We start from the raw sequence: 24,450 nt of genomic DNA on the forward strand, positions 1-24,450 counted from the left end.
AACGTATGAAAACACAACTAATACAACTCAGTCTCTTTTTTTGGATGCTGAGTTTTGGAACCTCAGGATATAGTCAATTAAAAAAGGAAAAACAAGCCATTCAACGTTTTGATCGCATGGCCTATGTCGATGCCATTCAACTCTACGAGCAAATTGCTGCAAAGGGCTATATCAATCCCTTAGTATTACAAAATCTAGCCGATGCTTATTACTTTAACAGTAGATTTGAAGAAGCGAATAAATGGTATACCTTATTATTCGAAGGAGAATACAACAACAAAAACACAACAAAATTACCTTCAGAATATTATTATCGCTATGCTCAAACATTAAAATCAATGGGGGACTATCAAAAGTCACAACGGTTAATGCTTCAATTTACAACACTTGAACAAGAAGATTCTCGTTCTCTTTTATATCAAAAGAATAGAGACTATCTAACAGTTATTGAACAACAATCGGGACAATATGATATACAATCACTCGACATTAATAGCGCTTATTCCGATTATGGAGGAACCTTACTAGGTAATAACTTTGTATTTACTTCTGCCAGAGCTACTGCTTTTCAAAAAGAAAAGAACCTCGACAAGAGAACACGAGAAACGTTTACGAGCTTATATCGTTCCACTTTAGACACTTTAGGTTTTAGTGCCGCTGTTTTATTTGCTCCTGAGATCAATGCTCAAATTCACGACGCAACCCCTGTTTTTACCCAAGATGGAAATACGATGTACTTTACTCGTAATAATTCCAAAGCTAATGGGCAGAGCAAACAAAATAAATCACAGACGGCTGTACTTAAATTATACAAAGCCATCAAACAACCAGATGGATCTTGGGGACAGGTAACGGCACTGCCTTTTAATTCAGATTATTTTAATACTGGTCACCCCGCGTTAACACCTGATAATAAATGGTTGTACTTTGTATCTGATCGCAAAGGAACACACGGTCAAGCAGATTTATTTCGCGTAGGATGCTATGAAAATGAAACCTATGGACCTGTGGAAAATTTAGGACCAACTATTAATACGGCAGGAAAGGAGAGCTTTCCATTTATCTCTACTGATTATTATTTGTATTTTTCTTCGGATGGTCATCCTGGACTTGGAGGATTGGATGTGTTTAGAACCAAAATTTATCCTGATGGTCATTTTGGTCCGGTGATCAATATGTCTACGCCCATTAATAGTGAAAGGGATGACTTTGCCTTTTACTTTGATCCAAAAGAGAACAAAGGGTTTATCAGCTCCAATCGAAAAGGAGGCAAAGGGTCAGATGATATCTATTTCTTTAGTAAAAAACCGAATAAACAATACATTGAAGGAAAAATATACGATAAAGAAACCAAAGAAGCTTTAGTCGATGCTTCAGTCATTATCTATGATGCCCGTTATCAAAAAACGGATACCTTATACACAAATTGTCATGGGCATTATCGTTCTACTCCCTTAGATCACGATTATAAATACCGCATCAAAGTTGAGAAAGCATACTATAATACGGTTGAAATCGCATTAAACGTCAATAAAGAACCAGGAATTAAAATCGTCAATATTGGTTTAGCCCCAACAAAGCGTGCACTACAACTCAACGACGATTTGGCCCAACGTTTGCAACTTGAACCGATTTACTTTGATTTTGATGAATCTTATATTCGATACGATGCGACTGTGGAATTGATGAAAATTGTAGCAATAATGAAAGAATATCCTACTATGAAAATAGATGTGCGTTCCCATACGGATAGTCAAGGGGAGGACACCTATAATTTAATGCTCTCAGATCGCAGAGCAAAAGCTACAATCAAATGGATCGTCAAACAGGGAATTGATCCTGCACGATTAACCGGTAGAGGATATGGAGAAACACAGCTAAAAAACAAATGCGCCAACGGAGTACCATGTAATGATATGGAACATCAATCTAATAGACGCAGTGATTTTATTATTCAAACTTTATAACACCTATTTAGTTTTAGATTGTAATTAAAAAAGGGAATACGACTACTTTTCTTTGGTAGTTGTACTCCCTTTTCTTATTTATTAAAAAAATAAATCTGCCTTACCTAAAAAGGAGTTTTAACTGCAGGTATCCAATTATTTTTTCCATAATATTGATTTTCTGTCCTTTTAAAACTTTCATAGCTCGTAAAACCACTGGCTAGAATAATCTCAACTTCTTCCTGTTTTGATTCATCAAAAGAAGCTTTGAGTTCTAAATACTCATTAAATCGACATCGATTGATAAACTGAGAAAAATTCATTTTATACGTTGTATTGATAAAAGACGACAAATAAGTTCTATTTGTCATTAAATCAGATAAAAGATCGGTAATTTTTAGTTGAGGGTTTAAATACGGTTTTTGAGTCTTGATATAATTTTCAAAATTCACCTTATCAATCGAACTTCCTTTTTTATTCTCTTCTTTCTTATTATCCTCTACAATATCTTCATAAACTAGGGCAAAGTTTTGACTAAAAATATTGTAACACAGACTAATGCTAAAGAACATAAATAGAAAATTTGGAATAAGCTGTCCAAACATTAAACTGTGTTTGATATCTGGAATCATATAAAATAGAATAGGACCAGGATACAATAAAAAAACAATAATAAAAATAGTATACAACCATCTCAGTGAATTTTGACTTTCATCTGAGGAGTAATCACTAATAGTTCTTCTATATCGTATGAGTCTATAAAGAGCAAAAGCCAAGTAAAATGTATTGAAAACAATCCTAGCTAGAATTCTTCCATTATCAAAAAACAACACGTTTTTAATAGTATCTTCTCCAAGCAGCGTTGTAGTAGGAGGTAAGATAAATTCCGAATAGATCAGATAAAAAATCCCTACAGCAAAGCATATCAGGTAATGATAGTAGTTAAACGATTCATCTTTCTTTAGCCTAGACAATTTGAATACGATGTGATAAAACAGCACTGGAATCAGTAAAACCGTTTGAAAATTTAAGGCTTTAAACCACCAATATAAGGGCAGATCAAACACGTAAAATAAAATAGTTACATTGTATACTATGCTAATAAAATAAAAGATAAGCAGTACAATAGACAATCTTTTGGTAAAGTAATCCAAGGGAGTATATAAGAGCTTCAAAGCAATCAAAACCAAGCAAAATAAGGCCGAAAAAATTGAAGCTGAAAAGGATACAACTAAAAATAAGTATTCAAAATCCATAGTTTTACAGGTTTAATTTGTTTTGTTTTTTTGTCCAACATTTTGTTTCGCTCTCAAGTAATGGCGTAAATTAGAAAAACCTACTTGTTGAACAAAATCCTCTAGGAGAGTATCTTCATTTATTTTTAGCAATTCTTCAACCTCTTTAATCCTCCAATAATTGATGTATTGACTGACGTTCGTATGAAAAGTGACATTGATGAATTTGGAAATATAAGTACGGTTCACCCCAAAATGTTTAACCAAATCCTCCAATTTAAAATCTTTATTTAAATAGGGCTTTTCAGTTGAAAAATAAGTAACAATATCGTGTTGAGTTAACAGACTATTTGGTTCCGCATCCTGTTGTAAATAGGCTGTGGTTGTCGCTACATGCTCAACGAGTCCTTTGTTGTCAACCGAAACAATTTGTCCCGAAGGAAGCATAATATTGGTTTTGTATTCAGCTCTTATCCTATCCATGATATTTTGTTGCAGCATATTGAATATTACAATAATATGTTGGGTGGCAATAAGCACCACAATACTAATATCCACGAGCAAAATTCTTTGATTATTAAAGATAAAAAGAACAGAAAATAAAGTGCGCAAGACCAATAAGATAAAAATCCAGTTTAGTTGATTTTTGCCAAATTCCGGTTTATTCTTTTCTCTATTTTGTTTATATAGTCTGATCCAACATAAACCCGTATAATACACCATATTCAATGAGGTGTAGATATAGAGGTATTGGTAAAAGAAATCATGCAAATTAAGTGCTTGATGCCCTTCAAAAGTGAACAAGAGATAAACCAAAATGGAGGACATGATAAAAATAGCGATTGCTATCTTATAATGAAACGAATTGAACTTGTCTTTTGTTGGAATGATATAGCAAATAAAGTGATAGAATACCACTTGTGTTAAGTGAATCAATAAAAAGAAAAAAGGAATCAATAAAAACTTTCCTTCATAATGTTCCACAGAAATATTCATCATCAGCCATAGGAGCGTCATTAAAATGAAATAACTTCCTAGGGTTTGTCTAATTTTATTTTCAGTTACGGAAAGACTTTTATGAAATACGACCATAAAAATAATTCCGCAAGTCATGGATGAAATTAGCGGAATTGAGATCAAGATATATTTAAAAAGATCCATGGCTGTTATATGATTAATCATTAGAATTACTTCGAATTTAGCGATTTATTATTTGATAACAAAAAATAGATTATATTATATTTTAACCACCCTAAATACAAATAAAAACACAAAACAAAACATTTAATGTTATATTTTTAAGTTAAATACATATTTAAAAATAGTTAATACACAGTTTTTACAACTATACAATTTGTATTGCATATTGCATTTTTGCGAGTTTCACTTTTACCTATTCGCAGATTGAACAGGTAAATACCTAATTTTAGAATTCTTTATTCCTCAGAATAAATTCCCTTACAAATAAAAAGTTCTAGAATATCACAGTTATTTACATGAGTAATTTTACCTCCACCTAAATCTAATTCGAGTATGGTAGAAGCGGGATTCATACCCTGCAGTTTAGCATATAAGAAACCTCGATTTTTTACAATGATGATATACGTTTTTCCAGAGATCAGTTCCTCAGGAGTAATTTTCTTACAAAATGTGAAGAAAAGCCTACTACTCAAGTCACTTTCACTTTCTGTTGCAACTTGAATAATCAAATCAAAATCTATTTCACCTGGAAAATGAGCCAAGGGCAATACTGTTGTATTATTTGTGGCCAAATCAAAATAGTAATCCCAATAATGATGTAAATAAAGCATGGGAATCTGCACATATTTCTGCGTTAAATCATTTTTTGCATAGTTATCAAAAAACAACTCATTTAAATCTATATTATATCGCTTACACAACTCAACAATGCGATGATAAGGAATAGAATCCCTTACCTTCCAAGAAGACATCGTATTGGGTTTTACACCAATAAGATTAGCTAATTCATATCCGTTTTTTAAACCTAATAGAAAACGAAGTTTTTTTAATAAATCCGTTGACGAGGTTAATCTGACTTCTTCATTCATAATTTTTTACCTTTAGTATTCATTAAAATTCAACCGTTCTATATAGATCCTATACTTAGCGTACTTGAATAGAAAACGATTAGACGATATGAGATTAAATGAATTTTATACAGCAAATAAATTGATGATTTGTCAGGGTAAATCAACAATCTGTAAAAAAGTAAAGACTAGATGGTGTGAGATGATTTTTGGATCGTAAAAAAAATAAAAATTGATCTATTTTAGGTTGTACGATTTTTTTAAAACACTATCAATCAATCGTTTGCTTTTTACTATTATACAAAATAGTAGTTCAGTAGTTCCTCTACTAGCCCTGTTAAAAAGCATAAAATTCACAGTTTTTATTTTCAATTATACGTCAGATGAATATTCTTTATACGATATCAATAAATAGTTTCATCTTGAGATTTTATCTCTTTGATGCGATTATGTAGTTCCTTTTTGTTCTTTTATTACAAAGTAGGGCACTACATTTAGTCCTTCAGTAGCGCTATGTTCCTACCTATTCCCCTAGATATCGGGAATGTGTACAAGAAAGTATTGTCGTTTTTACTTTAATTATTTACCATTTCAATGGATGAGTTAGTTGTGTTTTGTGAATTTTGTCTTGAACAGAGAAAAAAAATAAGACATGAAACAGTTAAAATATCTATTGTCTTTGGCAATAAGTTTAAGTCAATGTATGATGATGTATGGACAAATTGGGATTAATACACCAGATCCTCATGCATCTGCTGCTTTAGAAATTGCTTCAACCAATCAAGGTTTTTTACCACCACGCGTTGCTCTTCAAGGCAAGAATGACAAAAGTACAATCGAACAGCCTGCCATAGGTTTACTGATTTATAATACAGTAGAAGCAGGGACATTAGATAATCGTCTTACTCCTGGATACTACTATTGGGATGGAACTTTTTGGAAAAGTTTTGGTTCTACTAGTGCTTCCTGGGATATTAAAGGAAATGACGATATCAATGACAAGATACATTTTATGGGAACCAAGATAGATATGGACGTACTCTTTAAAAGAAATCGCATTCTATCAGGACGATTGTCCAAAGAGAATACATCCTTTGGCCTGAGTTCATTAGAAAATCTGCAAACTTCAGGACAGTACAATACCGCTATAGGAGTCAATAGCTTAAGAAAATTAGAAATTGGTACAATGAATACAGCACTAGGTTATGGGGCTTTAGAATACAATAATTACTATTCTAATATAGGCATTGGCGTCTTTGCTTTACAAAATACAATGAAGGCATTCGGAAATGTTGGAATTGGCAATTTTACGATGCGTCATAATTCAGAAGGAACGGGCAATAGTAGCTTAGGCAATGCCGCCTTGTCGGATATAAAGAGCGGTAACTGGAACATCGGAATAGGTCAATATGCGGGAAGCAATCTTGTTTCTGGTAATTTTAATATTGCTATTGGTGCCTCTTCTGATTTCCCTTCTATCGATGGAAGTAATCAATTGAATATCGGCAATACGATCTATGGAATTAACGTAAATGCCGGAGCGACCAAACCTGCAAGTATAGGAATCAACACAAAAAATCCACATCGTTCGGCAGTATTGGATTTAAGCGCAAAGAACCTGGGATTTCTACCTCCGAGAATCGCTTTAAAAAGCAGTAATGACATAGAAACCATTGCCAATCCCGCTCAAGGTTTACTCGTCTTTAATACTGCACTTGTTGAAGGTAGTAACCATCCTGTTTATTTGGGGTATTATTACTTTGATGGATCACGATGGGTTAAATTATCCACTACAGCAGAAAATGCTTGGAGCACAAAAGGAAATGCGAATACAGATGCTAGTCAAAACTTCATCGGCACAACCGATAATCAGGATTTGATTTTTAAACGTTTTGGTGTTCAAGCTGGATTATTGAGTGACATAGGCACTTTTAATACGTCTTTTGGTGTAAGGTCTTATACAGGGACACCAAAAGGAAGCTATAGTGGAAGATGGAATACTGCTATAGGTTATAATAGTTTAAATAATGATGATCATGTTGTTGTTGGTCATGATAATACAGCAGTAGGAGCTAATACCCTAAGTCTTAATACGAATGGATTTTCCAATACTGCCCTTGGTTCGAGTGTATTAAAATACAATACTAAAGGAAATAGCAATACAGGAATAGGTATGGAAGCTTTAGCTGGAAATACATGGGGAAATTACAATGTTGCCATAGGAAGAAGTACACTACTTGGAAATACCTATGGAAGCTATAACACAGGAATTGGAAACATGGCCTTACATTTAAATAAAAATGGTTCATTTAATACAGCCATCGGATATGGTGCAAGTGTAGATGCTCTTGATCTTAGCAATACCACTACGGTGGGGAACGGAGCTAAAGTGTATAGCTCAAATCGAGTTAGATTCGGAAATGAAAATGTCGTTTTGATTTATGGGCAAGTACCTTTTTCTTCTATCCATGATCAACGCATACTCGAGAATAGTGCACCTTTATCTGTTGGGTTGGATTTAATAAATAAATTAAAACCCACAGCCTATACCCGCAAAGGAGATGGTGCTCAAAAAACAGAGTGGGGGATTATCGCTCAGGAGTTGCAACAAACATTAAATGAACTGAATATAACGGATACAGGAATTATTCAATCCGATAATACGCAAGAACAAATTTTACTCTTGAGATATACTGATTTAATGGCTCCAATGATTAAAGCCATTCAGGAGCTCGCTCAAGAAAATAAAAATCTAAAAAACAGGATTGAACGCTTAGAAAACTAATTTTTCTTTTTGTTTTACTGTTTTTTGAATTAGAGCTCCTTAGGGAGCTCTAATTGTTTGCTGTTTTTTGAAGAAAAAAGAGTAGAATGCTTTGTACGTAAAATCAATTCACTTTTTCGATAAAAAAGGTTATCATAGGCGTAACTAGACTAGGTTTTCCAGCAGCCCCACTTTGAAATGTATTAATAAATGCGGTAATTCTATATAATTCAGCTGTTTTATAAAGCGCGATATTCGTAATTAAGAAATCTAAATTGGCTCCTTGTAAAGTATACAGACCAGTACCACCACTTTTTATAGTCAACCATTCGTCATCATAGAAACTATGTAATGATTTAAAAGTTGTTGTTGTATTTCCTGTTCCGATTCTATCCGACCAAATCGCAGCCCAATTGTTATTGGCTATTTTACATTTTAATTGTCCGTTTGTCAATGCACCAACAGAATTGTCAAACCAAACGGTGAGATTTCCAATTTGAAGGGCATCTTCCTGTAGGTATACTTTGTCGAGAGGAAGTGATATTTTTAAATATTCGGTAATCTTAATTTCAGGAAGTTTTTCCTCTATGGCCAGTATATTTAAATCCCATGTAGCATTTCCTGTGCTGTTGTTTGCTATGAGAGCAACATATCGCCCAGGGAATAGATTAATGGTCTTTTTCGCCTCTAAAGATCCTCCAAAACGAATCAATTCTGATCCTGAGGTTTTGATTTGAAGATCTTTATCCGAACTGAGATTTTTAATGTAATAGATGCGTCCTGGAAAGGTCGCATCCTCATTCTTGACCGTTGGTAAAATAAAAGTTCCCTTTTCTTCATTGCCCCCAGTATAGGCAATATTATAATCGTCTTGTTTGATTTGATATGTTGAAGTATTAACTTCAACATACTTACCTGAAAATGATCCATTCACCGTTAAGGTACTGGTAACATCTGCAGTATTTACACCAATTTGTGCCTGCGTATAAACACTAGTTATACTTAGTGCGAGTAGTACTAATTTTTTCATTGTTCTTTAATTTCTAAAAACAAAGAAAATAGTAGTCGCAAACAATCTTCCTTTAAAAAATAAAAATATTAAGCACTTTAGCCTATGATGATTTAGCAAATGTAAAAAACAACAATATTGTATCAATAACAAAAACGCAATTCGCTAAAAACAAGATACTTAATATTTTAAATAGTAAATTGTACACATTAAATCTAGAACATTTACTCCTTTAGATTTAAAAAAACCTATTTCAAAAGAGCATACCTCTTTAGAAATAGGTTATTATATAAGTAGGGAATGAAAGCAAAAGAGAGAGAACCCTCTTTTGCTACGATATGATTTTTTAATTTATCTTCTCAATAAAATAGGTTATTCTTTCACTATTGGTAAATACAGAAACGCGATAGATCTCATTGGTGTCATAAGCAATAATTTGAATCACAATTATTTCATAATAAGATCTTACTATATTGCTCGCCCCAATATTAAGAAGATTCCAATTTTCCACGTCAGAAGAATGATAGTATTTTCTATCTTCAGAATTTCCAACAATTCCAGATCCCAAGTGTGCTCTATTTGAATAGGTTATTGCACTACTATTATTTTTCAGTTTAAACTTTAATACACCCGTATCCCTAGAAAAACTCTCAAATCCCAAGGTTAGATTTCCCATGACAACAGCAGATTCATCTTCAGTATACATTTTATCAAATGGCAAATCCGTCTTCAAGTATTCTAAAACTTTTACCTCAGGTAATTTTTCTTCTACCCCTAAAAGGTTCAAATCCCACTTAGCCTGACCAATACTATTATTAGCCACAATAGCGATATAGCGTCCGGGAAGTAAATTAATAGATGGCTGAGCCTCTAAGGATCCACCAAAACGAATCGATTGCCCAGCTGAAGTTTTGATTTGTAGAGTTTTAGATTCAGTTAAATTCTTGATGTAATAAGCACGTCCAGCAAAAGTTAAATCTGCATCTTTCACTTCAGGTAAGATAAACAATCCCTTGGTGTCATTTCCTCCAGAATAAGCAATATTATAGTCATCCTCTTGTATTTGATAGGGTGTGGTACCCACTTCCAAATATTTACCTGAAATAGAACCATTGACCGTTAATGTACTCGTAGCATCTGGAGTATTTACCCCAATTTGCGCTTGTATGGTGTAACTTATGACACTCAAACAACATACTATGATTTTTTTCATTGCATAATTAATTTATGAAACAAAGAAAAGAAGAGCACAAAGGAGTTTAAATACAGAAAATAAAAAGATGCAACCAATAAGACAATACTGATTTTGCTAAAGTAAAAAATTAATTTATTTGATAAATCACCCCCAAAATGAACATTAGTTTAATCACTATAAACCAATATCTTATAGTGATAAAAAAGGTAAATTTACCTTTGGATAATTAATAAAAGGAACTATTAAACAATTTCATCAAAAATTAAGTTGAATTTTTTCTTGCTTTTAATAGCTCTTTTCCCCAGAAGTGAGTTTCAAATAATGAAAAATAAACGCTTCTTTTTGAAATCAAGTACAATTTCATTAGGTTCAATACAGTATCTACTTTCTACTATTCTCACACCTTTATTTTTTTACAAAACTTTGATTTTAAACTATATAAAAATTGAATATGACAATCGTCCGAATTTGAAAAAAAAAGTTTTTGTCAATATGGAAAATCATTTTTATTTTTTACATCTGTCTTTTTTTGATTTTATATTCCTTTTGCTTCTTCAAACATTTATTTCATTACTAAATAAAAGAATATGAAGAAGAAAGTAAAAAAAACAATCATTTGGAGTGGAGCACTCTGCTTAGCCCTGACATTGGGAAATTGCAGTACAGACGAAAATAGTCACAATCAATTTACCTCAACTCAACAGGAAATCAATACCACATCTATTTCCAAGTCCTGGATTCTCACTCATTTTACATTTACAACAACTTGTAATCCCTCTCAAAAAATAAACTACCAATTGTCGTCGATTCATTTAGAATTAAAACAAAAAAACTATACTGCCATCGATACCTATTCTTTAATTGAAAGACAAGGAATGTGGAAACTAGAAGGGGATATACTAACCTTATACTCAGACAAAGGGTTGAATGAACTAAAAATGAGAATCTTAAACCTCTCTGAAAACGAAATGGAGGCTGTCGTTTTGGATCATCCTGATGTAGTAGGAGTGGAGTTTATTCAAAAAAGAGAGGGAAAACGATAATTTAGATGGATCTTCATCTGACATCATTTCTATTTTATTTAGATTTGTGTCATGCACCATCTGCTTATCCAACTTATTACCCAAAGTGTTGTACTTTCTGATACAGAAAGGAATTGGTGTATGCATTATTTTGAGTGGGTAGATTATCCCAAAAATAGTTTGATTGAAGAAGAAGGTAAAGTACCAGGCTATCTCTATTTCGTTGTATCGGGTTTTGTTCGTTTGTTTCATTATAACGACAAAGGAGATGAAGTCACTACGCACATCAATTGTCCACCTGGATTTATTACCTCTTATACTCATTTTGTCAACCAGAGTAAATCGGATGAAAATCTAATATCTACTACCGATTGTCAACTCTTGCGCATAACAAAAGCGAATCTCGATTTTCTTATTCAACAAAGTACTGCATTTAAAGATTTTAGCTTTTGGGTATTTCAGCAATCGTTAGCCTATAATGAAAAACGATCAAAGGAGTTGTCCACACTAACAGCAGAACAACGGTATATTAAATTGATGGATGAATACCCTGAAATAGTACAACAGGTTCCCATGCAACATATCGCCTCTTTCCTCGGTATGAATCCTAAAAGTTTGAGCCGTATACGCAAACAGATCATTAGGTAACATTTGTGAAGTGAATTCAGCTAAGCAAGTCTGATTTTTGTCTTCTCATTTAAAATGAATGGATATGACAAATAATAGCTTAGTATTAGTTTCAGGAGCAAACGGGCATTTGGGCAATAACCTGGTACGATTCTTAATTAAAAAGGGATTTCGAGTTCGTGCCACAGTTCGAAATATGGAACATGCAGTCTGTTTTAAAGATTTAGATTGCGAAGTAGTTCAGGCCGATATTACAGACAAAGCATCCTTCCTAACTGCATTGCAAGGAGTGGAGACATTCTATGCTGTAGGGGCCGCCTTCAAATTGTGGGCAAAAGATCCCGTAAAGGAAATTTACGAGGTCAATATGATAGGTACCCGAAATACGATAGAAGCAGCTGCAGAAGCAGGAGTAAAAAGAATCGTGTATGTGAGCTCCATTGCCGCATTAGACTATACTCATCTTCCTACCAAAGAAAGCCTGGGTTACAATCCCGATCGCAGAAATATGTATTACAATTCCAAAAATGACGGTGAAAAGCTGGCATTTCAGTTGGCTAAAAAATTAGGTATCGAACTAGTTTCTGTCCTGCCTGGAGCAATGATTGGCAAAGAAGCTTTTCTGCCCTTAAATGTTTCTTATGGAGTTTTAAAACTCATTTTGAACAGGCAGATTCCGATGGATACCAAGATAACCCTGAATTGGGTGGACGTACAAGATGTAGCAGAAGGCTGTTACCTTGCGGCAAAGAAAGGGCGTTCAGGGGAACGTTACATTCTAGCAAATGAAAAATGCATGACCATTACAGATACCACCAAATTGGCCCAGCAACTGTACCCTGAATTAGACCTCAAAATTCCCGGCTCAGTTCCCAAGTTTATGCTGTATGCAATCGCTGGATGGATGGAATTTTATGCGAAATTGAGTGGCAAACCACCTGTATTAACCACGAAGGAAATCGCCATGTTCTCTGGCTTACAGCAGGATTTCGATATTTCTAAATCAAGGGAGGAGCTCGGTTTTAATCCCAAAAATCCAGAACAAGCAGTAAAGGAAGCTTTGGCTTATTTAATGGAACATAGAAATTTAGTATAAAATCATGTAGATATCAAAAGTAAAAAGCACAATAAATCGTTATTGTGCTTTCATTATTTATAAACAAATATAATCTTGAACCATTTCCTCTAAATCAGCTGGACTGATACTCCAAAGCCAGGACTTAGGGCCACATGCTGTTAATTGATATTCTCCATAAAAAGAGGGAAAACCATTACTAATTATATCGCATATTGGTTTAAAAGTATTCATTTGCACACACACTTCATTATTAGGGTCTATTGGATGTTTAGGATTCTGAGCAAAAACTCCAATTGATAACATAAACGCAACCATTAAAAGTAAATTTTTCATAATAAATATTTCAAAATTGTTCATTCTAATTATAAAAAATATTAATAAACATATAAATAAAACATTAGCAATTAACAAAATATACAGTTTTATTGTAATTAAATTTTATCACTTAGAAGACAAGATCCCTATCTGTCCCTATTTAAATAATCTATTAGTCAATCACTTGGAAGAGTTTTCACGGACTACTCCTATCTATACTATTTTGTTATGTCATTCATAATAATAAGCAGTAGTCTATATTGGAGGAGTAAGGATTTACAATAAGTACTCTACATCTGTTTCTTTACCAAGGAACCTCTTGGTTCATCTCGCTCTTCTAGTACAAGGTCAGAATGCAACAATTTAGCTGCTACTGCCGAATCTCTTACTTTTGAAGCACTGCGTTCAAACATTGCGGATTCAAAGGCAGCTAATACACATTCTCTCAACCCCTTTTTTTTCCATTCTAAGTTGGCATCACAGCCTTTGGATATTGCACGTGCTAAGAGCAAAGCATCTAATAGAGCCTGATTTGCTCCTTGTTCTTTAAAAGGACTCATTGGGTGAGCAGCATCCCCAAGTAAAGTAATTGAATTTCTTTTTTCAACTAATTCCAAGTTAACTAATTCTCGATCATAAACGGGATAACCGGAGATTTGAGCGGGTAGGGTAGCTTTTAAAAGCTGAGGAATCGGATCGTGCCATGGGGCTCGACGACAGGCTTCTGCTTTGAGTGCATCAGGCCCTAAAGCACTTAAAGCCCTAGCTTCTTTCTCAGCAATGGGGAAACTAAGTTGCCACATCACTGAATCTTTCGTATAAGGCATCACATAAATGCGCTCTTTACCATTAGCCGTTTGAAACACCGTTGCCGAATCGAGTAAAACACTTGCTGTATAACCTTCAATAGCCGTTAAAGGACAAATTCCCAAGATAACCATACAGTCCAAATAACGCAAAGGAGCAACCTCCTCGCCAATCAGTAACTTTCTCACTGCACTGCGAATTCCATCAGCACCAACGATAAGATTGGCCTTGGCGGTTTTAATCTCTCCCTCAACTTGAAAATTCAATTCGAAGTTTTGTGCTGAAATTTCCTTATAGTCCATGAATTGATGGCCCCATTGTATAAGTTGAGACTCTCCAGTCTGATTTTTGAGCTGATTGTATAAGGCTAAGCGCAAAGATTGACGCGCTATATGTACATTCGTTTTTTTCTGTGTTTGCGATGGGGTAGAAGGATTCCATTTTCGAAGCCCCCATGCTGCAACTACTTTTCCTTCCGTATTGTGAACCACATGTTTGGTAGAAACTACCTGATCTTCTAGTGTTAAAACACCCAATCCCTTAATAGCTTTACTCGCTTGCTGTAGTGTAAGTCCGTATCCTTGTGCCCGTGCATTAAAATTAGTATCGCGCTCATAAAGTGTAAAGGGAATTCCACGGTGTAAACAAGCAACTGCAAGAGCCATTCCGCCAATGCCACCACCAATAATAGCAACATGCGGATACCTATTACCATCTGCAACGAGGGGACTTTCGCAAGGGAGTAAACCCGATCCTAAACACTTCGAACAGGTATATAGTTGGGGGGTAAGGGGAGCAGTACTCATCTCCTTATTCATTTTTGTGTCTATTTCTACGTCCCTTTCTTTATTCAACGGATTGGATAACACCTGAGATTTGTACTTTGCTTTTTTACTGCGTCTTTTACTTTTTTTTCCAACTCCTTGACATGCTTTGCAAATGCCCCAACTGACTTGGTTGATTTCTTCTTTTTCCATATCCACCGTATACTATTTGATTCTACTTCCTCAACGAAAAAAAGAATGTAGTAGGCACTATTGCGATTTAATATTGGGTACAAATTTACTATAAATCAGGACGAATTAATCGGATAAACTGTTTTTATATGTTGTAAAACCTAGTTTTCTACTTTGGGATATATCCGCAATGGTTCCATTACCATTCATCTAGATCGTTCTATCACGGCCATTGGAGATCAATTGAAATTTGAATATAGTAAAATTAGCTTTACAGAGTTACTGCTAACACAGAAAGATATAATATGCTTGAGTTTTTTTTTAATTATTGACTAGTCCTGAAAAATCGATACAGGATTAATAATTTAAAATTATAATATTTAACAGTAGTAAGCTTTAGTTTGCTACTGTTTTTTAATCTTACATAATTACAAATAAAGTTAATTTTAATTAAAAAGTTGTAAATTTGCTGCATTGATGGCGTATATTTTTTAATTATACCGAATCTAATAAGATGTATTTTTAAATAAAATATATTTGTTTAACGTTTTTAATAACTACTTTATTATGAAATTGAAATTTGGTTATTGTTTTTTCCTTGTTTGGGGAATATTTCTTTTTTCTTCTTTTTCAAAAAAGAAAGAAGACCCTACCTGGAACTACGAGATAGAATGTGCGGGTTCTGGTAACACGGGTACTTATTTGGTAAAAATTTGGACCTATGATAAAAAGGCATCCATTGCTGAAAATACAGCAAAAAAAAATGCGGTACACGCGGTTTTATTTAAAGGATTTACAGGGAATAAAGAATTGAGATGCCAAGCCCAAAAGCCAATTGTGACGGATACTTCCATCCAATACAGTCAATCAGATTACTTTAATGCTTTTTTTGGCGAGCAGTTTTACCTCAAATATGTAGCGCTGAGTAGTCCTACTCCTGAAGTGATTAAAACAGGGAAAAAACAGTACAAAATCGGTTATGTAGTTACGGTTTCCAAAGATTTATTACGTTCAGATTTAGAAAAAGCAGGTATTATCAGAGGATTAAGTACAGGATTTAATTAAGAAAAACAACTAAGATGAAACAGTATTACATCATACTATTAAGCTGTTTGTGGTTATTAAGCGCTTGTGTGAGTAAGCCAGGCCCAAGTTTATCTTCCTTCCATACCAAAGAAATAGACTGTGCAGGGAAAGATGCATTTGGCAAAGAGAGTTATTATGTCACCCTCACAGATAACAATAAAAAAGAAGCCGCCTATAAAGCTCAGGAACGCGCTTTATATGTAATGTTATTTGAAGGGTATTTGGATAACCAAGGACAGTGTACCCAAAAACCGATACTAGGGGGGGCTAATCGCTACGAAAAGAACAAATCTTTTTTTGAAGATTTCTTTAAAAAGAAAAAAAGTTATAGAAAGTATACCGTTGTAGAGCAGTTAAACATTGGGAGTGCCCAATATAAACAAGGAGAAAAACAACAAACCTATCGTTTTAAGGTAACGGTTGATCGACAAAAATTAGAGCAAAAACTAAGCAAAAAAAAATTAAAATAGCATGAGAAAAATACTACTTGTTAGCACGTTATTATTAGCAAGCGTTGTGGTTTTTGGCCAAGCAAAAAAACCAGAATTAATGATTATACCTGCAAAATCGTGGTGTAATACCAATAAGGCGATGCAACAATTTGACAATGAAGGAACTATTGAAGTATTTTGCGATTATGATGTGGCTTTATTAAATACAGATCTAAAAAATGTCATTAGTAAGATTAATATACTAATGGCTGATCGAGGTTTTCCTTTGATTGATTTATCTGCTCAGATGCAAGGCATTAAGAATGAACAGGTAGAAAATAGTTTAGTGGAGAGCAAGTCGGGTTCAGGCCTTGCAGAAAGCATGCTAGATGTGGTATTAAAGCGAGCCAAAGCGGATATTATTCTAGAAATTGATTGGCAAGTTAACACCATGGGACCTAAAAAGTCCATCACTTATAATCTAAGAGCCTTGGATAGTTATACCTACAAGCAAATAGCAGGAGCTCAAGGAACGGGGAGCTCGTCTTTTTCGGCAGAAATCCCTGTTTTATTGGAAGAAGCTGTATTAGAACACATGGATAGCTTTACCAATCAGTTGCAAAATCACTTTGATGATTTATTTGCCAATGGTAGAGAAATTGCAGTTAATATCCACGTTTTTGACAATGGAGACGGGGTTGATTTGGATACAGAATACAATGGAGAAGAATTGAAGTACAGCATTGAAGACTGGATGGAAAACAATGCAGTTAAAGGAAAATTCAATGTAGCAACGGCTACAGAAACGAGGATGCAACTAACAAGTGTTCGAATTCCGCTCTTTAATGAAAATGGCAGAGCTATGGATGCTCGTGCTTTTGGTAGACAATTGGATAAATTTTTAAAATCAAAACCCTATTCCCTTAAAACGAAATTGATTACAAAAGGCTTAGGTGTGGTTGATATTTATATTGGTAATGAATAAATACAGGATGAAAAAGTTTGCACTTCTGCTTTTATGTTTGGCGTTTGTACCAGTAAAAGCACAAAAATCAGCGAGTTGTGATATTCCTATCTCAACCTATATTTCTCAACAAATGGAAAACCTTCCCGTGACGGTACAACAGCAATTCTCAACCAAAATAAAGCATATAGCGGCTACAGAAGGTTTTGGGTCGAATGGAGAATATGCCCAATTCTTTGTTTACCCTGAGGTAACGGTTACAGCAAAAAACATATTACCAGGGCCACCAACAAGTGTTGTATTGGAATTAGATGTTGCCTTATTCGTTGAAGATGTGTACGAAGGTAAAATCTATACTTCTACTTCTTTTACACTCAAGGGGGTAGGGCAAAATGAGACGAAAGCCTATGTCAATGCGATTAAAAAGCTGAATAATCAGACCGCTGGGGTAAAGGATTTCTTTCAAAAAAGTCATACGCTAATTGCCCAATACTACAATGAAAATTATGCGAATATCATTAAGAAAGCTACAAATTTAGCCAATCAAAAAAATTTTAGTGAATCCTTGTATTTATTGACGTTAATTCCGGAATGTACAGTGGGATATCAAGAGGCGTTAAAGGCGACAGAGAACATATATCAAAAGTATGTTGATCAGCAATGCAACGAAAATTACGCTAAAGCATTGGCTAGTTGGAATGCGACTCAGAACAGTGAAGGCGGAAAAGAAGCAGGAGCGTTTCTTGCGCAAATAGAACCTAGTTCTATTTGCTATGAAAAAGCAATAGCACTTTTTGCAGAGATAAAAGCGAAGGTACGAGAGGATCAAGCTTACGAAATCAAAAAGAGTGAAGAGGAAATGAAGTTGTTGGAAAAACGCCATGAAAATGAAATTTTGTTGCGCAAAGCCCAACAAGAAGCCTATAAAGAAATCGCTATTGCCTATGCAAAGAGTATAAGCAAAAAATAAAAAATGTTGATATAAAAAGTTTACAATGAATGTAATGATAAAAAACGTAGTACTCGTAGTTTTTGGATTGGGGTTTATCCCTGGAATCATGGGGCAAGATAAAAATAGTGAAGTGTCTGACTATATGCGAAGCTCTTTGTACACCATGATTGCAGAAGATCACGGATTTGCGTTTGCAGAAGCCCAAACGATTAAGACTACTTTTTTTGAGACACCACTTCCTGAAAAATTTAATGATCACAATTTAGAAAAAAAATACAGACATATCAATTTAAGAGAAATTCGCCTTACACAGACGGAAATAAATAGGCTGTTGGGAACAAAACAGAAAAAACAAAGTATGCTGGGCAAGCGATTGAAACGAACTTTAAATGATGTGACGAATGTTGCAACGTTAGGGATCGTTGATACTACAAGTAACGATAAAATACGAGCTCAATTTCTCAAGTATTTTGAGCAAAATAAAATCGCCAATCAGTTGGTTGCTAAGTGGTTTAATCAAGGGGTCTATGATACGATTACTAAATCGGCCTTCAACATGGAATTAATTAAACAAAGAGGACTATACAATGCTACTGAACTGGATAAGAGTATTGCCAGTCATTCCAAATTAGGACTTTCCCTTTTAGCAGATGCAGGCGAAAATTTAATTAACAACACCTTTGTAGTGGGAATTCGCTTTAATTATGTGGATAAAGCTTCTATATCGAATAAATTAGGACAAGCTGCGAATTCATCTGGAACGGTGTTTGGGGTTGTTGGCGGTACTCTAGCACTCGCCTCTCGAGCCACTAATACGATAGGGAAAGGCTATGTGGTTCAAGCTACAGCTTTCTTGTATCAACTGGAGTGGAATGAAGAAATTGGCGGAACTTTCTACCAAAAATACTACAATGAAAAGGATTTAAAACAGTTTGCTGAAGATGGGATGTTTAAATTGAAGTTTATTGGAGAAGAGACGGCTTGGGCAGATGTACAATCGACAACGCTTTCCAATGTTTCACAAAAAGATTTAGTCCAACGTGCAACGGTGCGATCAATTGATAATGCTATTGCCAAGCTACAACGTGAATTTGAGGTATTTAGAACAAAGACGCCACTTGTAACAACAGAACCAACACTAACAGCTGGAATAGGCCTAAAAGAAGGTGTAGAATCAGGAGACAAATTTGAAGTATTGGAAAAAATACAAGATGCAGAAACCGGACTTATTTCATATCAAAGAGTAGGGGTAATTAAAGCCGCTAAAAGGAAAATTTGGGATAATCGATATGCTGCAGATGAAGAAAGTGAAGAAGAACAACCCATAAAAGCCACTGAATTCTCTGGAGGAAACAAAAAGATGGTGCCAGGGATGTTAATTCGACAAATTAATTAAGCTAAGCTTTTTGGTAGATGACGTATAGAACAAAGCCGTAGTAAAAGTTATTTACTACGGCTTTGTTGCTTTATAAGGGACATGTTTTTATTGGAGGATACACCGGAACAAAGCTTCCAGGATCATGCTTTATTCTTTTAAGAAAATAAGGAATTATTATCTTTCTGGGAATATTCATATTTGTTGTACTATTTGTAATTTATTTCCTGCGGAAAAAGTGGGTAAATATTAAAAAATAAATTATCTAAAACCGCTTAGTTTTTATTCAAGCGTTTTTTTTATTTAGAATATAATGTATAAATTCTATTCTAATAAATTAGTTCTTAGTCATTATAAATATCTGAGTAGCTCCAACTTTATTTGGTTCTTTTGCAATTGCCCATATCGTCTTTTCATATTTATACAAAACAAGTCCATATTCATTACTACCATAATATTCATATCCATATTCAAGTAACTTATCTTTTATATCACGAATATTATAATTTTTAGCGAGTATTAATTCTAAACTATTTGATTTAAGTTTTGAATTTAATACTGTGATTATAATAGCATTATCAAAATCATCATTATAATTACGACCATATTGTCTTTTGTTATCATCACTTTCACTTTCAAATTTCTTAAAACCATAACCTTCTGTCATTAAATCATCAATAGTAACAAAAGATGTATTTATTAACTTATGAATTAAATTGAAATCAATGTTTTGAGAATATAAAATATTTACAAATAATAATAGTATTACACTAAGAAAAAACTTTTTCATAATTTTTATTTAATCATATTGATAGAGCATTAAATAAATTCAATCAAATCTCGATTCAACGTGCAAGTTAAGAAGGAAGAATAAGAATAATGTTATAAAAAATAAATTAAAACAACAATGTCTACAAAAATCACCCATAAAAAAAACAACCACCTGATTATCAGGTGGTTGTTTTTTATTTCTGTGGACCCGCCGGTACAGAACTCGAACTCTTTTTTGGAAGATTTGAGGCGATTGAACCAACTTAAAGAGATTTCATTTAAGCAGTATTTGTCAGACAATCAAGGTAAAGAATCTCAGGATTCAACTAGAATTAGGAAGTTAAAACGATAACTCTGCTATAATATTCCGTCTTCCAATGGCTCCATTAATTCAAGTTAAAGGAGCCATTGGCCTATTAAATGATCGACTTATAAATCTCGTCAATTTTATTCTTTAATATAGAAACGTATTCATTAACAATGGAATCTAAACTTTCAATTAGTGGAGGATAATGTTCTTTTAATAAACGTAATTTTCCAATAGCAATTGCATGTAAAAACTCCAATAACGCTTCTCCTTGATATTCCGAATGATGCTTAACAAATGTTTTCAAAAGCATTAACATATTTTCTGAATTTTGTCGACTATAAGAATAGTTTAATTCCTCAGATTTTGCAGATCGTAGAATTGCAGCTTGGATAATACCATCATTAAAACGATTAAACACAAAAGGATCCAGCAAGTTTTTTACGAAATTACTCTGTCGAAGCCCATCTTCACTGTTTCGCATAGCATTCAATACACACGCAATAGTAAAATAAACGTCTGATTGGGAGATATTGTCAAAATAATCATTATCGTTGAAAAACGCCGAATTCTTTCGTATTTTCAATGGATTACCTTGTAAATCATGATAAAAGATCTCATCTGTTCCACCTTTCATTTCTGACCCGGAAAAATTGTTTATTAAGTCTATTCTCTTTCTTATAAATGAAGATGATTCATCCAAGCTCTCTTGGATTTCTTTTAAATGCTCTATTTCTTTTTCCCAAGGAGTTTCAGTATTTGAGTTGTCGCAATTAATGGTTTCAATTTCAATAAACGAGCTGTTTTCAGCACCATACAGACCATATTTAATATTACTTTTCAGCTCCTTTTGTTTATCCACATTACTTATTCTGTTGATTCCAACAAAATAAATAAGTCGCATACCATCGTAATTTCGGAAGAACCTACTCAAATACAGTAAATTTTTTCCATTCGATATACAGGATCCCACAATCAATATCGAACCGACTTCCTCATTATTGATATCATTTTTCGTAAGATCTGATTGACTTATGAGATTAATATTGTTTTTGGAAAAGTTCTTTATTCTTTCAAAAATATACGCGGCTAACAACTCTGAACCTTTGTCATTTAGGTAAATAATATACTTTAACGAGGCAGGAACATGTTGATCTACATAAGCGTCAATTTTCGCTTTATGTTTTTCATATTGTTCATTTTCAATATTCTTAATGATATTTTCATAATCGATATAAAGATTATACTTCTTTCGGTCAATTGTCCTCTCACTAAACGATACCTTTAGTGAGGTACCTATCTCTTTATTGTATTTGAAAATTTCAACAAAATCCTTAAGATCCTTGGAAATATATTTTGTAGTAATATTTTTTGCTTTTATTATGGGCTCTTCCAAACTGAAGGAATCGCCTATAATTTTAATTGCCGTAGATTGGTTCTTACAAAACAAGCATGTTTCATCTTTTTTGAATTGGTCAAAGGTTTCAATACCATATTTAAGCTTTTCATTACGTTCTAAATTGCAAATAACATTCTCCAATGCTAATTTTGAAGCTTTTTCAATAGGTAGGTAAAATAGAACACTGATACTCTTTGAATCTATCTCTGGATGATTCTCTTTTAAATAATGGACTAGTCCACCTGAGGTAGAAGCTGAAATTAAAAAAATTGAATCTTTATCAAATACTGTCTGCTTATTATATATACCGTCGTAAGACTTAAAAGACTGAATATTTATATCTGTTGATTTTTCAAAACGTTTTAAGTATTGGCTAACAGAGTACCCAATAACATTTATCGATAAGGTGTCACAATAAATGCTTTTAATCGTTTGATTTTTAAATTGATGAAGGATATTCAATCCAATAAAATCGATTTCACTCTTTTGAACTAATACATTTGCTGTTCTTAGGAACTTTGACGAATGCTTCCCGGAAGGAAATACATAATGATGGGAGATTCCGCTACTTTCGACCAGCCCGCCATTTAGCACAAAAATGTTTGCTAAACCTTGATTGATAATTTCTTTAATATTGTTTTTCAAAAACAGCTCTCTCCCCGGGAAACGAAATCCTTGTCTATTATACGACCCATAAAAAATACTATCCCGAAGAGAACTTTCTTCTGCTTTAGGAATACTTCTGAAAATATCGTCAAGTTTGTTCTCTACTTCTTGTTGAATAGAGCTTGTCTTTGAACAGTGCAAAAAAAGTAGTGCTGACGTCTGATGAAAATATCTAAAATGTTCCGTTAACTCTCTTTTTAGCATTCCAAAATCCAATTCAGAAGAAGGGTTGAAAACAACGGTTATATTTTTATATTTTTTGTCTTCGATATTGGAATTAAATATGTAAAATTTCCCCATTATTTATTGCTGTTGAATGGATATAGAATGCTTATGAAAGACCCTTGTGATTTAGCAATATTATTTGTGCTAAAATTGTTGTTGTTCCAATCTTCAAGCTTTAAATCATCTAGCTTCTGTATATCAATTGGTTTGTAGATATCTTTTATAAGATCTCTATAAACAGAATATTTATCAGTTTGTATTTTCACAAAACCTTTTTTATTGAGTATATTCAAAATTCTATCGAGTCCCATCCCTTTTTTAGACTTCAAATTTGAAACCGATGAGGTCTGATTTTTGACAAGACACTTTTTAATTATATCTAAATTTGTACTGTTTCCTTTTTGAAAAAATTTATCAATAAAACCTACTCCAGAATCAAATACTAAAATCTCCAAATAATAAATCTGATTAAGTTCATTTAGGCAATTTTGGTTAACGAAAGGATGCTTAAAAAAAGAATTAATGGGAGTATCTACATACTCATTTAAAACAGTATCAATTTTGTTTTTATGAAATCTAAAGTAAACGCCACGTATACTCGCAGGAATTTCAATCATATTCTCATCAGTTCTTCCCCATTCATAGGTGTTTTTTGTTAATTCATAAACTATTGCTCCTATATCGTCAAGGATTCCTTCAAACTCATATTTATTTTTTTTGTTGAAAGTCAAAATATACTCATCAAAGATTTTCCGTATATTTTGTTTAATCTGATTTTCATCATCATTAAAACCGTTTTGATTTTCGAACAACCTAATTAAACCTTTACTTTGTGGCAAATGGTCAGTATTTGTAAAAATGTATTTGTTACCTTTCAATCGTGACAATGAATTCATTTTAATAAAGAATTCATTTTGCTTTTCCCTTAACTTACTTTTAATGTTAACATTATTCTTGTCAATGAATGCCGCTGTATTCCATAATAACGAAACAATAGGATAGGCGTATTCTTGGTCGTAGAAACTATCTATATTCGCAACATCATCATCGAAAATTACTGTTTCAATGTTGGACTTCGTATTTAATGTTATGACAAACTTTAATAGATCTCCTAACAACCCATAAGTATATTTATCAAATGAGCTAGGTAGTTTTAAATTTAAGTCCAAAAAGTTGTCTCCTGTATTTATATATTGATTATATAACTCAGCGATCTTACTTATGGTAACGTTCTTGGGTATTGATATTTCAATCATAAAAAATTATTTCATT

20 protein-coding genes are annotated in these 24,450 nt (G+C 33.5%); 10 read left to right on the top strand and 10 right to left on the bottom strand.

All coding sequences use genetic code 11. The annotated features are described in order from the left end of the window. Window positions 1-5 precede the first annotated feature (5 nt). Window positions 6-1,967: an OmpA family protein gene (locus HX004_RS06430; protein ID WP_286441527.1), complete on the top strand. Its 1,962-nt coding sequence runs from the start codon at window positions 6-8 to the stop codon at window positions 1,965-1,967. A 104-nt stretch (window positions 1,968-2,071) separates the two neighbouring features. Here the strand turns inward: HX004_RS06430 and HX004_RS06435 are convergent, their stop codons facing one another. The 3 genes from HX004_RS06435 to HX004_RS06445 form a co-directional block, all read right to left on the bottom strand. Further along, window positions 2,072-3,202 carry a hypothetical protein gene (locus HX004_RS06435; RefSeq protein WP_286441528.1) on the bottom strand — a complete coding sequence of 377 codons (1,131 nt, stop codon included), beginning with the start codon at window positions 3,200-3,202 and terminating at the stop codon, window positions 2,072-2,074. Window positions 3,203-3,214: 12 nt separating this feature from the next. Beyond that, on the bottom strand, window positions 3,215-4,363 hold the full coding sequence (locus HX004_RS06440) for a helix-turn-helix transcriptional regulator (RefSeq protein ID WP_286441529.1): 1,149 nt from the start codon (window positions 4,361-4,363) through the stop codon (window positions 3,215-3,217). A 254-nt stretch (window positions 4,364-4,617) separates the two neighbouring features. After that, window positions 4,618-5,250, bottom strand: coding sequence for a helix-turn-helix domain-containing protein (locus HX004_RS06445; protein ID WP_286441530.1), 633 nt, complete (start codon window positions 5,248-5,250; stop codon window positions 4,618-4,620). 631 nt (window positions 5,251-5,881) lie between these two features. Here HX004_RS06445 and HX004_RS06450 point away from each other — a divergent pair. Beyond that, window positions 5,882-8,014: a phage tail-like protein gene (locus HX004_RS06450; RefSeq protein WP_286441531.1), complete on the top strand. Its 2,133-nt coding sequence runs from the start codon at window positions 5,882-5,884 to the stop codon at window positions 8,012-8,014. Between the two features lie 103 nt (window positions 8,015-8,117). On the opposite strand, the gene HX004_RS06455 is transcribed toward HX004_RS06450, so the two are convergent. Both HX004_RS06455 and HX004_RS06460 read right to left on the bottom strand, forming a co-directional pair. Continuing rightward, on the bottom strand, window positions 8,118-9,023 hold the full coding sequence (locus HX004_RS06455; protein ID WP_286441533.1) for a hypothetical protein: 906 nt from the start codon (window positions 9,021-9,023) through the stop codon (window positions 8,118-8,120). A 325-nt stretch (window positions 9,024-9,348) separates the two neighbouring features. Next, window positions 9,349-10,215: a hypothetical protein gene (locus HX004_RS06460; RefSeq protein ID WP_286441534.1), complete on the bottom strand. Its 867-nt coding sequence runs from the start codon at window positions 10,213-10,215 to the stop codon at window positions 9,349-9,351. A gap of 569 nt (window positions 10,216-10,784) precedes the next feature. Between HX004_RS06460 and HX004_RS06465 the strand changes: the two genes are divergently transcribed. The 3 genes from HX004_RS06465 to HX004_RS06475 all read left to right on the top strand — a co-directional run bounded on the left by HX004_RS06465 (window position 10,785) and on the right by HX004_RS06475 (window position 12,942). Next, window positions 10,785-11,240, top strand: a complete 456-nt coding sequence (locus HX004_RS06465) for a hypothetical protein (protein ID WP_286441535.1) — start codon at window positions 10,785-10,787, stop codon at window positions 11,238-11,240. A 120-nt stretch (window positions 11,241-11,360) separates the two neighbouring features. Next, window positions 11,361-11,867 (top strand): Crp/Fnr family transcriptional regulator, encoded by a 507-nt coding sequence (locus HX004_RS06470; RefSeq protein ID WP_286441536.1) that lies wholly within the window; start codon window positions 11,361-11,363, stop codon window positions 11,865-11,867. 64 nt (window positions 11,868-11,931) lie between these two features. Then, the gene (locus HX004_RS06475) at window positions 11,932-12,942 is read left to right on the top strand and encodes an NAD-dependent epimerase/dehydratase family protein (protein WP_286441537.1); all 1,011 of its coding nucleotides are present in this window, start codon (window positions 11,932-11,934) and stop codon (window positions 12,940-12,942) included. 57 nt (window positions 12,943-12,999) lie between these two features. Here HX004_RS06475 and HX004_RS06480 read toward each other — a convergent pair whose 3' ends face one another. Further along, entirely contained in the window at window positions 13,000-13,257 is a 258-nt protein-coding gene (locus HX004_RS06480; protein WP_286441538.1) for a hypothetical protein, read from the bottom strand. A gap of 272 nt (window positions 13,258-13,529) precedes the next feature. Next, complete coding sequence (locus tag HX004_RS06485) at window positions 13,530-15,023, bottom strand: FAD-dependent oxidoreductase (protein ID WP_286441539.1); 1,494 nt, start codon at window positions 15,021-15,023, stop codon at window positions 13,530-13,532. Between the two features lie 546 nt (window positions 15,024-15,569). On the opposite strand from HX004_RS06485, the gene HX004_RS06490 reads away from it, so the two are divergent. From HX004_RS06490 to HX004_RS06510, 5 genes are read left to right on the top strand one after another with little or no spacing between them, the layout of a single operon-like run. Further along, complete coding sequence (locus HX004_RS06490; protein ID WP_286441540.1) at window positions 15,570-16,067, top strand: hypothetical protein; 498 nt, start codon at window positions 15,570-15,572, stop codon at window positions 16,065-16,067. A gap of 14 nt (window positions 16,068-16,081) precedes the next feature. After that, on the top strand, window positions 16,082-16,558 hold the full coding sequence (locus HX004_RS06495; protein WP_286441541.1) for a hypothetical protein: 477 nt from the start codon (window positions 16,082-16,084) through the stop codon (window positions 16,556-16,558). Window position 16,559: 1 nt separating this feature from the next. Next, window positions 16,560-17,504, top strand: a complete 945-nt coding sequence (locus HX004_RS06500) for a DUF6175 family protein (RefSeq protein ID WP_286441542.1) — start codon at window positions 16,560-16,562, stop codon at window positions 17,502-17,504. A 7-nt stretch (window positions 17,505-17,511) separates the two neighbouring features. Continuing rightward, entirely contained in the window at window positions 17,512-18,453 is a 942-nt protein-coding gene (locus HX004_RS06505; RefSeq protein ID WP_286441543.1) for a hypothetical protein, read from the top strand. 25 nt (window positions 18,454-18,478) lie between these two features. Further along, window positions 18,479-19,831, top strand: coding sequence for a hypothetical protein (locus HX004_RS06510; protein WP_286441544.1), 1,353 nt, complete (start codon window positions 18,479-18,481; stop codon window positions 19,829-19,831). Between the two features lie 316 nt (window positions 19,832-20,147). Here HX004_RS06510 and HX004_RS06515 read toward each other — a convergent pair whose 3' ends face one another. The 3 genes from HX004_RS06515 to HX004_RS06525 all read right to left on the bottom strand — a co-directional run bounded on the left by HX004_RS06515 (window position 20,148) and on the right by HX004_RS06525 (window position 24,434). Next, window positions 20,148-20,600, bottom strand: a complete 453-nt coding sequence (locus HX004_RS06515) for a hypothetical protein (protein WP_286441545.1) — start codon at window positions 20,598-20,600, stop codon at window positions 20,148-20,150. A 397-nt stretch (window positions 20,601-20,997) separates the two neighbouring features. Beyond that, entirely contained in the window at window positions 20,998-23,253 is a 2,256-nt protein-coding gene (locus HX004_RS06520) for a hypothetical protein (RefSeq protein WP_286441546.1), read from the bottom strand. Further along, the gene (locus HX004_RS06525) at window positions 23,253-24,434 is read right to left on the bottom strand and encodes a hypothetical protein (protein WP_286441547.1); all 1,182 of its coding nucleotides are present in this window, start codon (window positions 24,432-24,434) and stop codon (window positions 23,253-23,255) included. Before HX004_RS06525 ends, HX004_RS06520 begins: the two co-directional genes overlap by 1 nt. Window positions 24,435-24,450: the final 16 nt, after the last annotated feature.

It is taken from the genome of Myroides sp. 1354, assembly GCF_030324495.1.
Lineage (GTDB): Bacteria > Bacteroidota > Bacteroidia > Flavobacteriales > Flavobacteriaceae > Flavobacterium.

Coding starts and splice junctions, on each gene's coding strand:
- HX004_RS06430 (WP_286441527.1), top strand. CDS start 6: ATGAAAACACAACTAATACAACTCAGTCTCTTTTTTTGGATGCTGAGT.
- HX004_RS06435 (WP_286441528.1), bottom strand. CDS start 3,202: ATGGATTTTGAATACTTATTTTTAGTTGTATCCTTTTCAGCTTCAATT.
- HX004_RS06440 (WP_286441529.1), bottom strand. CDS start 4,363: ATGATTAATCATATAACAGCCATGGATCTTTTTAAATATATCTTGATC.
- HX004_RS06445 (WP_286441530.1), bottom strand. CDS start 5,250: ATGAATGAAGAAGTCAGATTAACCTCGTCAACGGATTTATTAAAAAAA.
- HX004_RS06450 (WP_286441531.1), top strand. CDS start 5,882: ATGAAACAGTTAAAATATCTATTGTCTTTGGCAATAAGTTTAAGTCAA.
- HX004_RS06455 (WP_286441533.1), bottom strand. CDS start 9,023: ATGAAAAAATTAGTACTACTCGCACTAAGTATAACTAGTGTTTATACG.
- HX004_RS06460 (WP_286441534.1), bottom strand. CDS start 10,215: ATGAAAAAAATCATAGTATGTTGTTTGAGTGTCATAAGTTACACCATA.
- HX004_RS06465 (WP_286441535.1), top strand. CDS start 10,785: ATGAAGAAGAAAGTAAAAAAAACAATCATTTGGAGTGGAGCACTCTGC.
- HX004_RS06470 (WP_286441536.1), top strand. CDS start 11,361: ATGCATTATTTTGAGTGGGTAGATTATCCCAAAAATAGTTTGATTGAA.
- HX004_RS06475 (WP_286441537.1), top strand. CDS start 11,932: ATGACAAATAATAGCTTAGTATTAGTTTCAGGAGCAAACGGGCATTTG.
- HX004_RS06480 (WP_286441538.1), bottom strand. CDS start 13,257: ATGAAAAATTTACTTTTAATGGTTGCGTTTATGTTATCAATTGGAGTT.
- HX004_RS06485 (WP_286441539.1), bottom strand. CDS start 15,023: ATGGAAAAAGAAGAAATCAACCAAGTCAGTTGGGGCATTTGCAAAGCA.
- HX004_RS06490 (WP_286441540.1), top strand. CDS start 15,570: ATGAAATTGAAATTTGGTTATTGTTTTTTCCTTGTTTGGGGAATATTT.
- HX004_RS06495 (WP_286441541.1), top strand. CDS start 16,082: ATGAAACAGTATTACATCATACTATTAAGCTGTTTGTGGTTATTAAGC.
- HX004_RS06500 (WP_286441542.1), top strand. CDS start 16,560: ATGAGAAAAATACTACTTGTTAGCACGTTATTATTAGCAAGCGTTGTG.
- HX004_RS06505 (WP_286441543.1), top strand. CDS start 17,512: ATGAAAAAGTTTGCACTTCTGCTTTTATGTTTGGCGTTTGTACCAGTA.
- HX004_RS06510 (WP_286441544.1), top strand. CDS start 18,479: ATGAATGTAATGATAAAAAACGTAGTACTCGTAGTTTTTGGATTGGGG.
- HX004_RS06515 (WP_286441545.1), bottom strand. CDS start 20,600: ATGAAAAAGTTTTTTCTTAGTGTAATACTATTATTATTTGTAAATATT.
- HX004_RS06520 (WP_286441546.1), bottom strand. CDS start 23,253: ATGGGGAAATTTTACATATTTAATTCCAATATCGAAGACAAAAAATAT.
- HX004_RS06525 (WP_286441547.1), bottom strand. CDS start 24,434: ATGATTGAAATATCAATACCCAAGAACGTTACCATAAGTAAGATCGCT.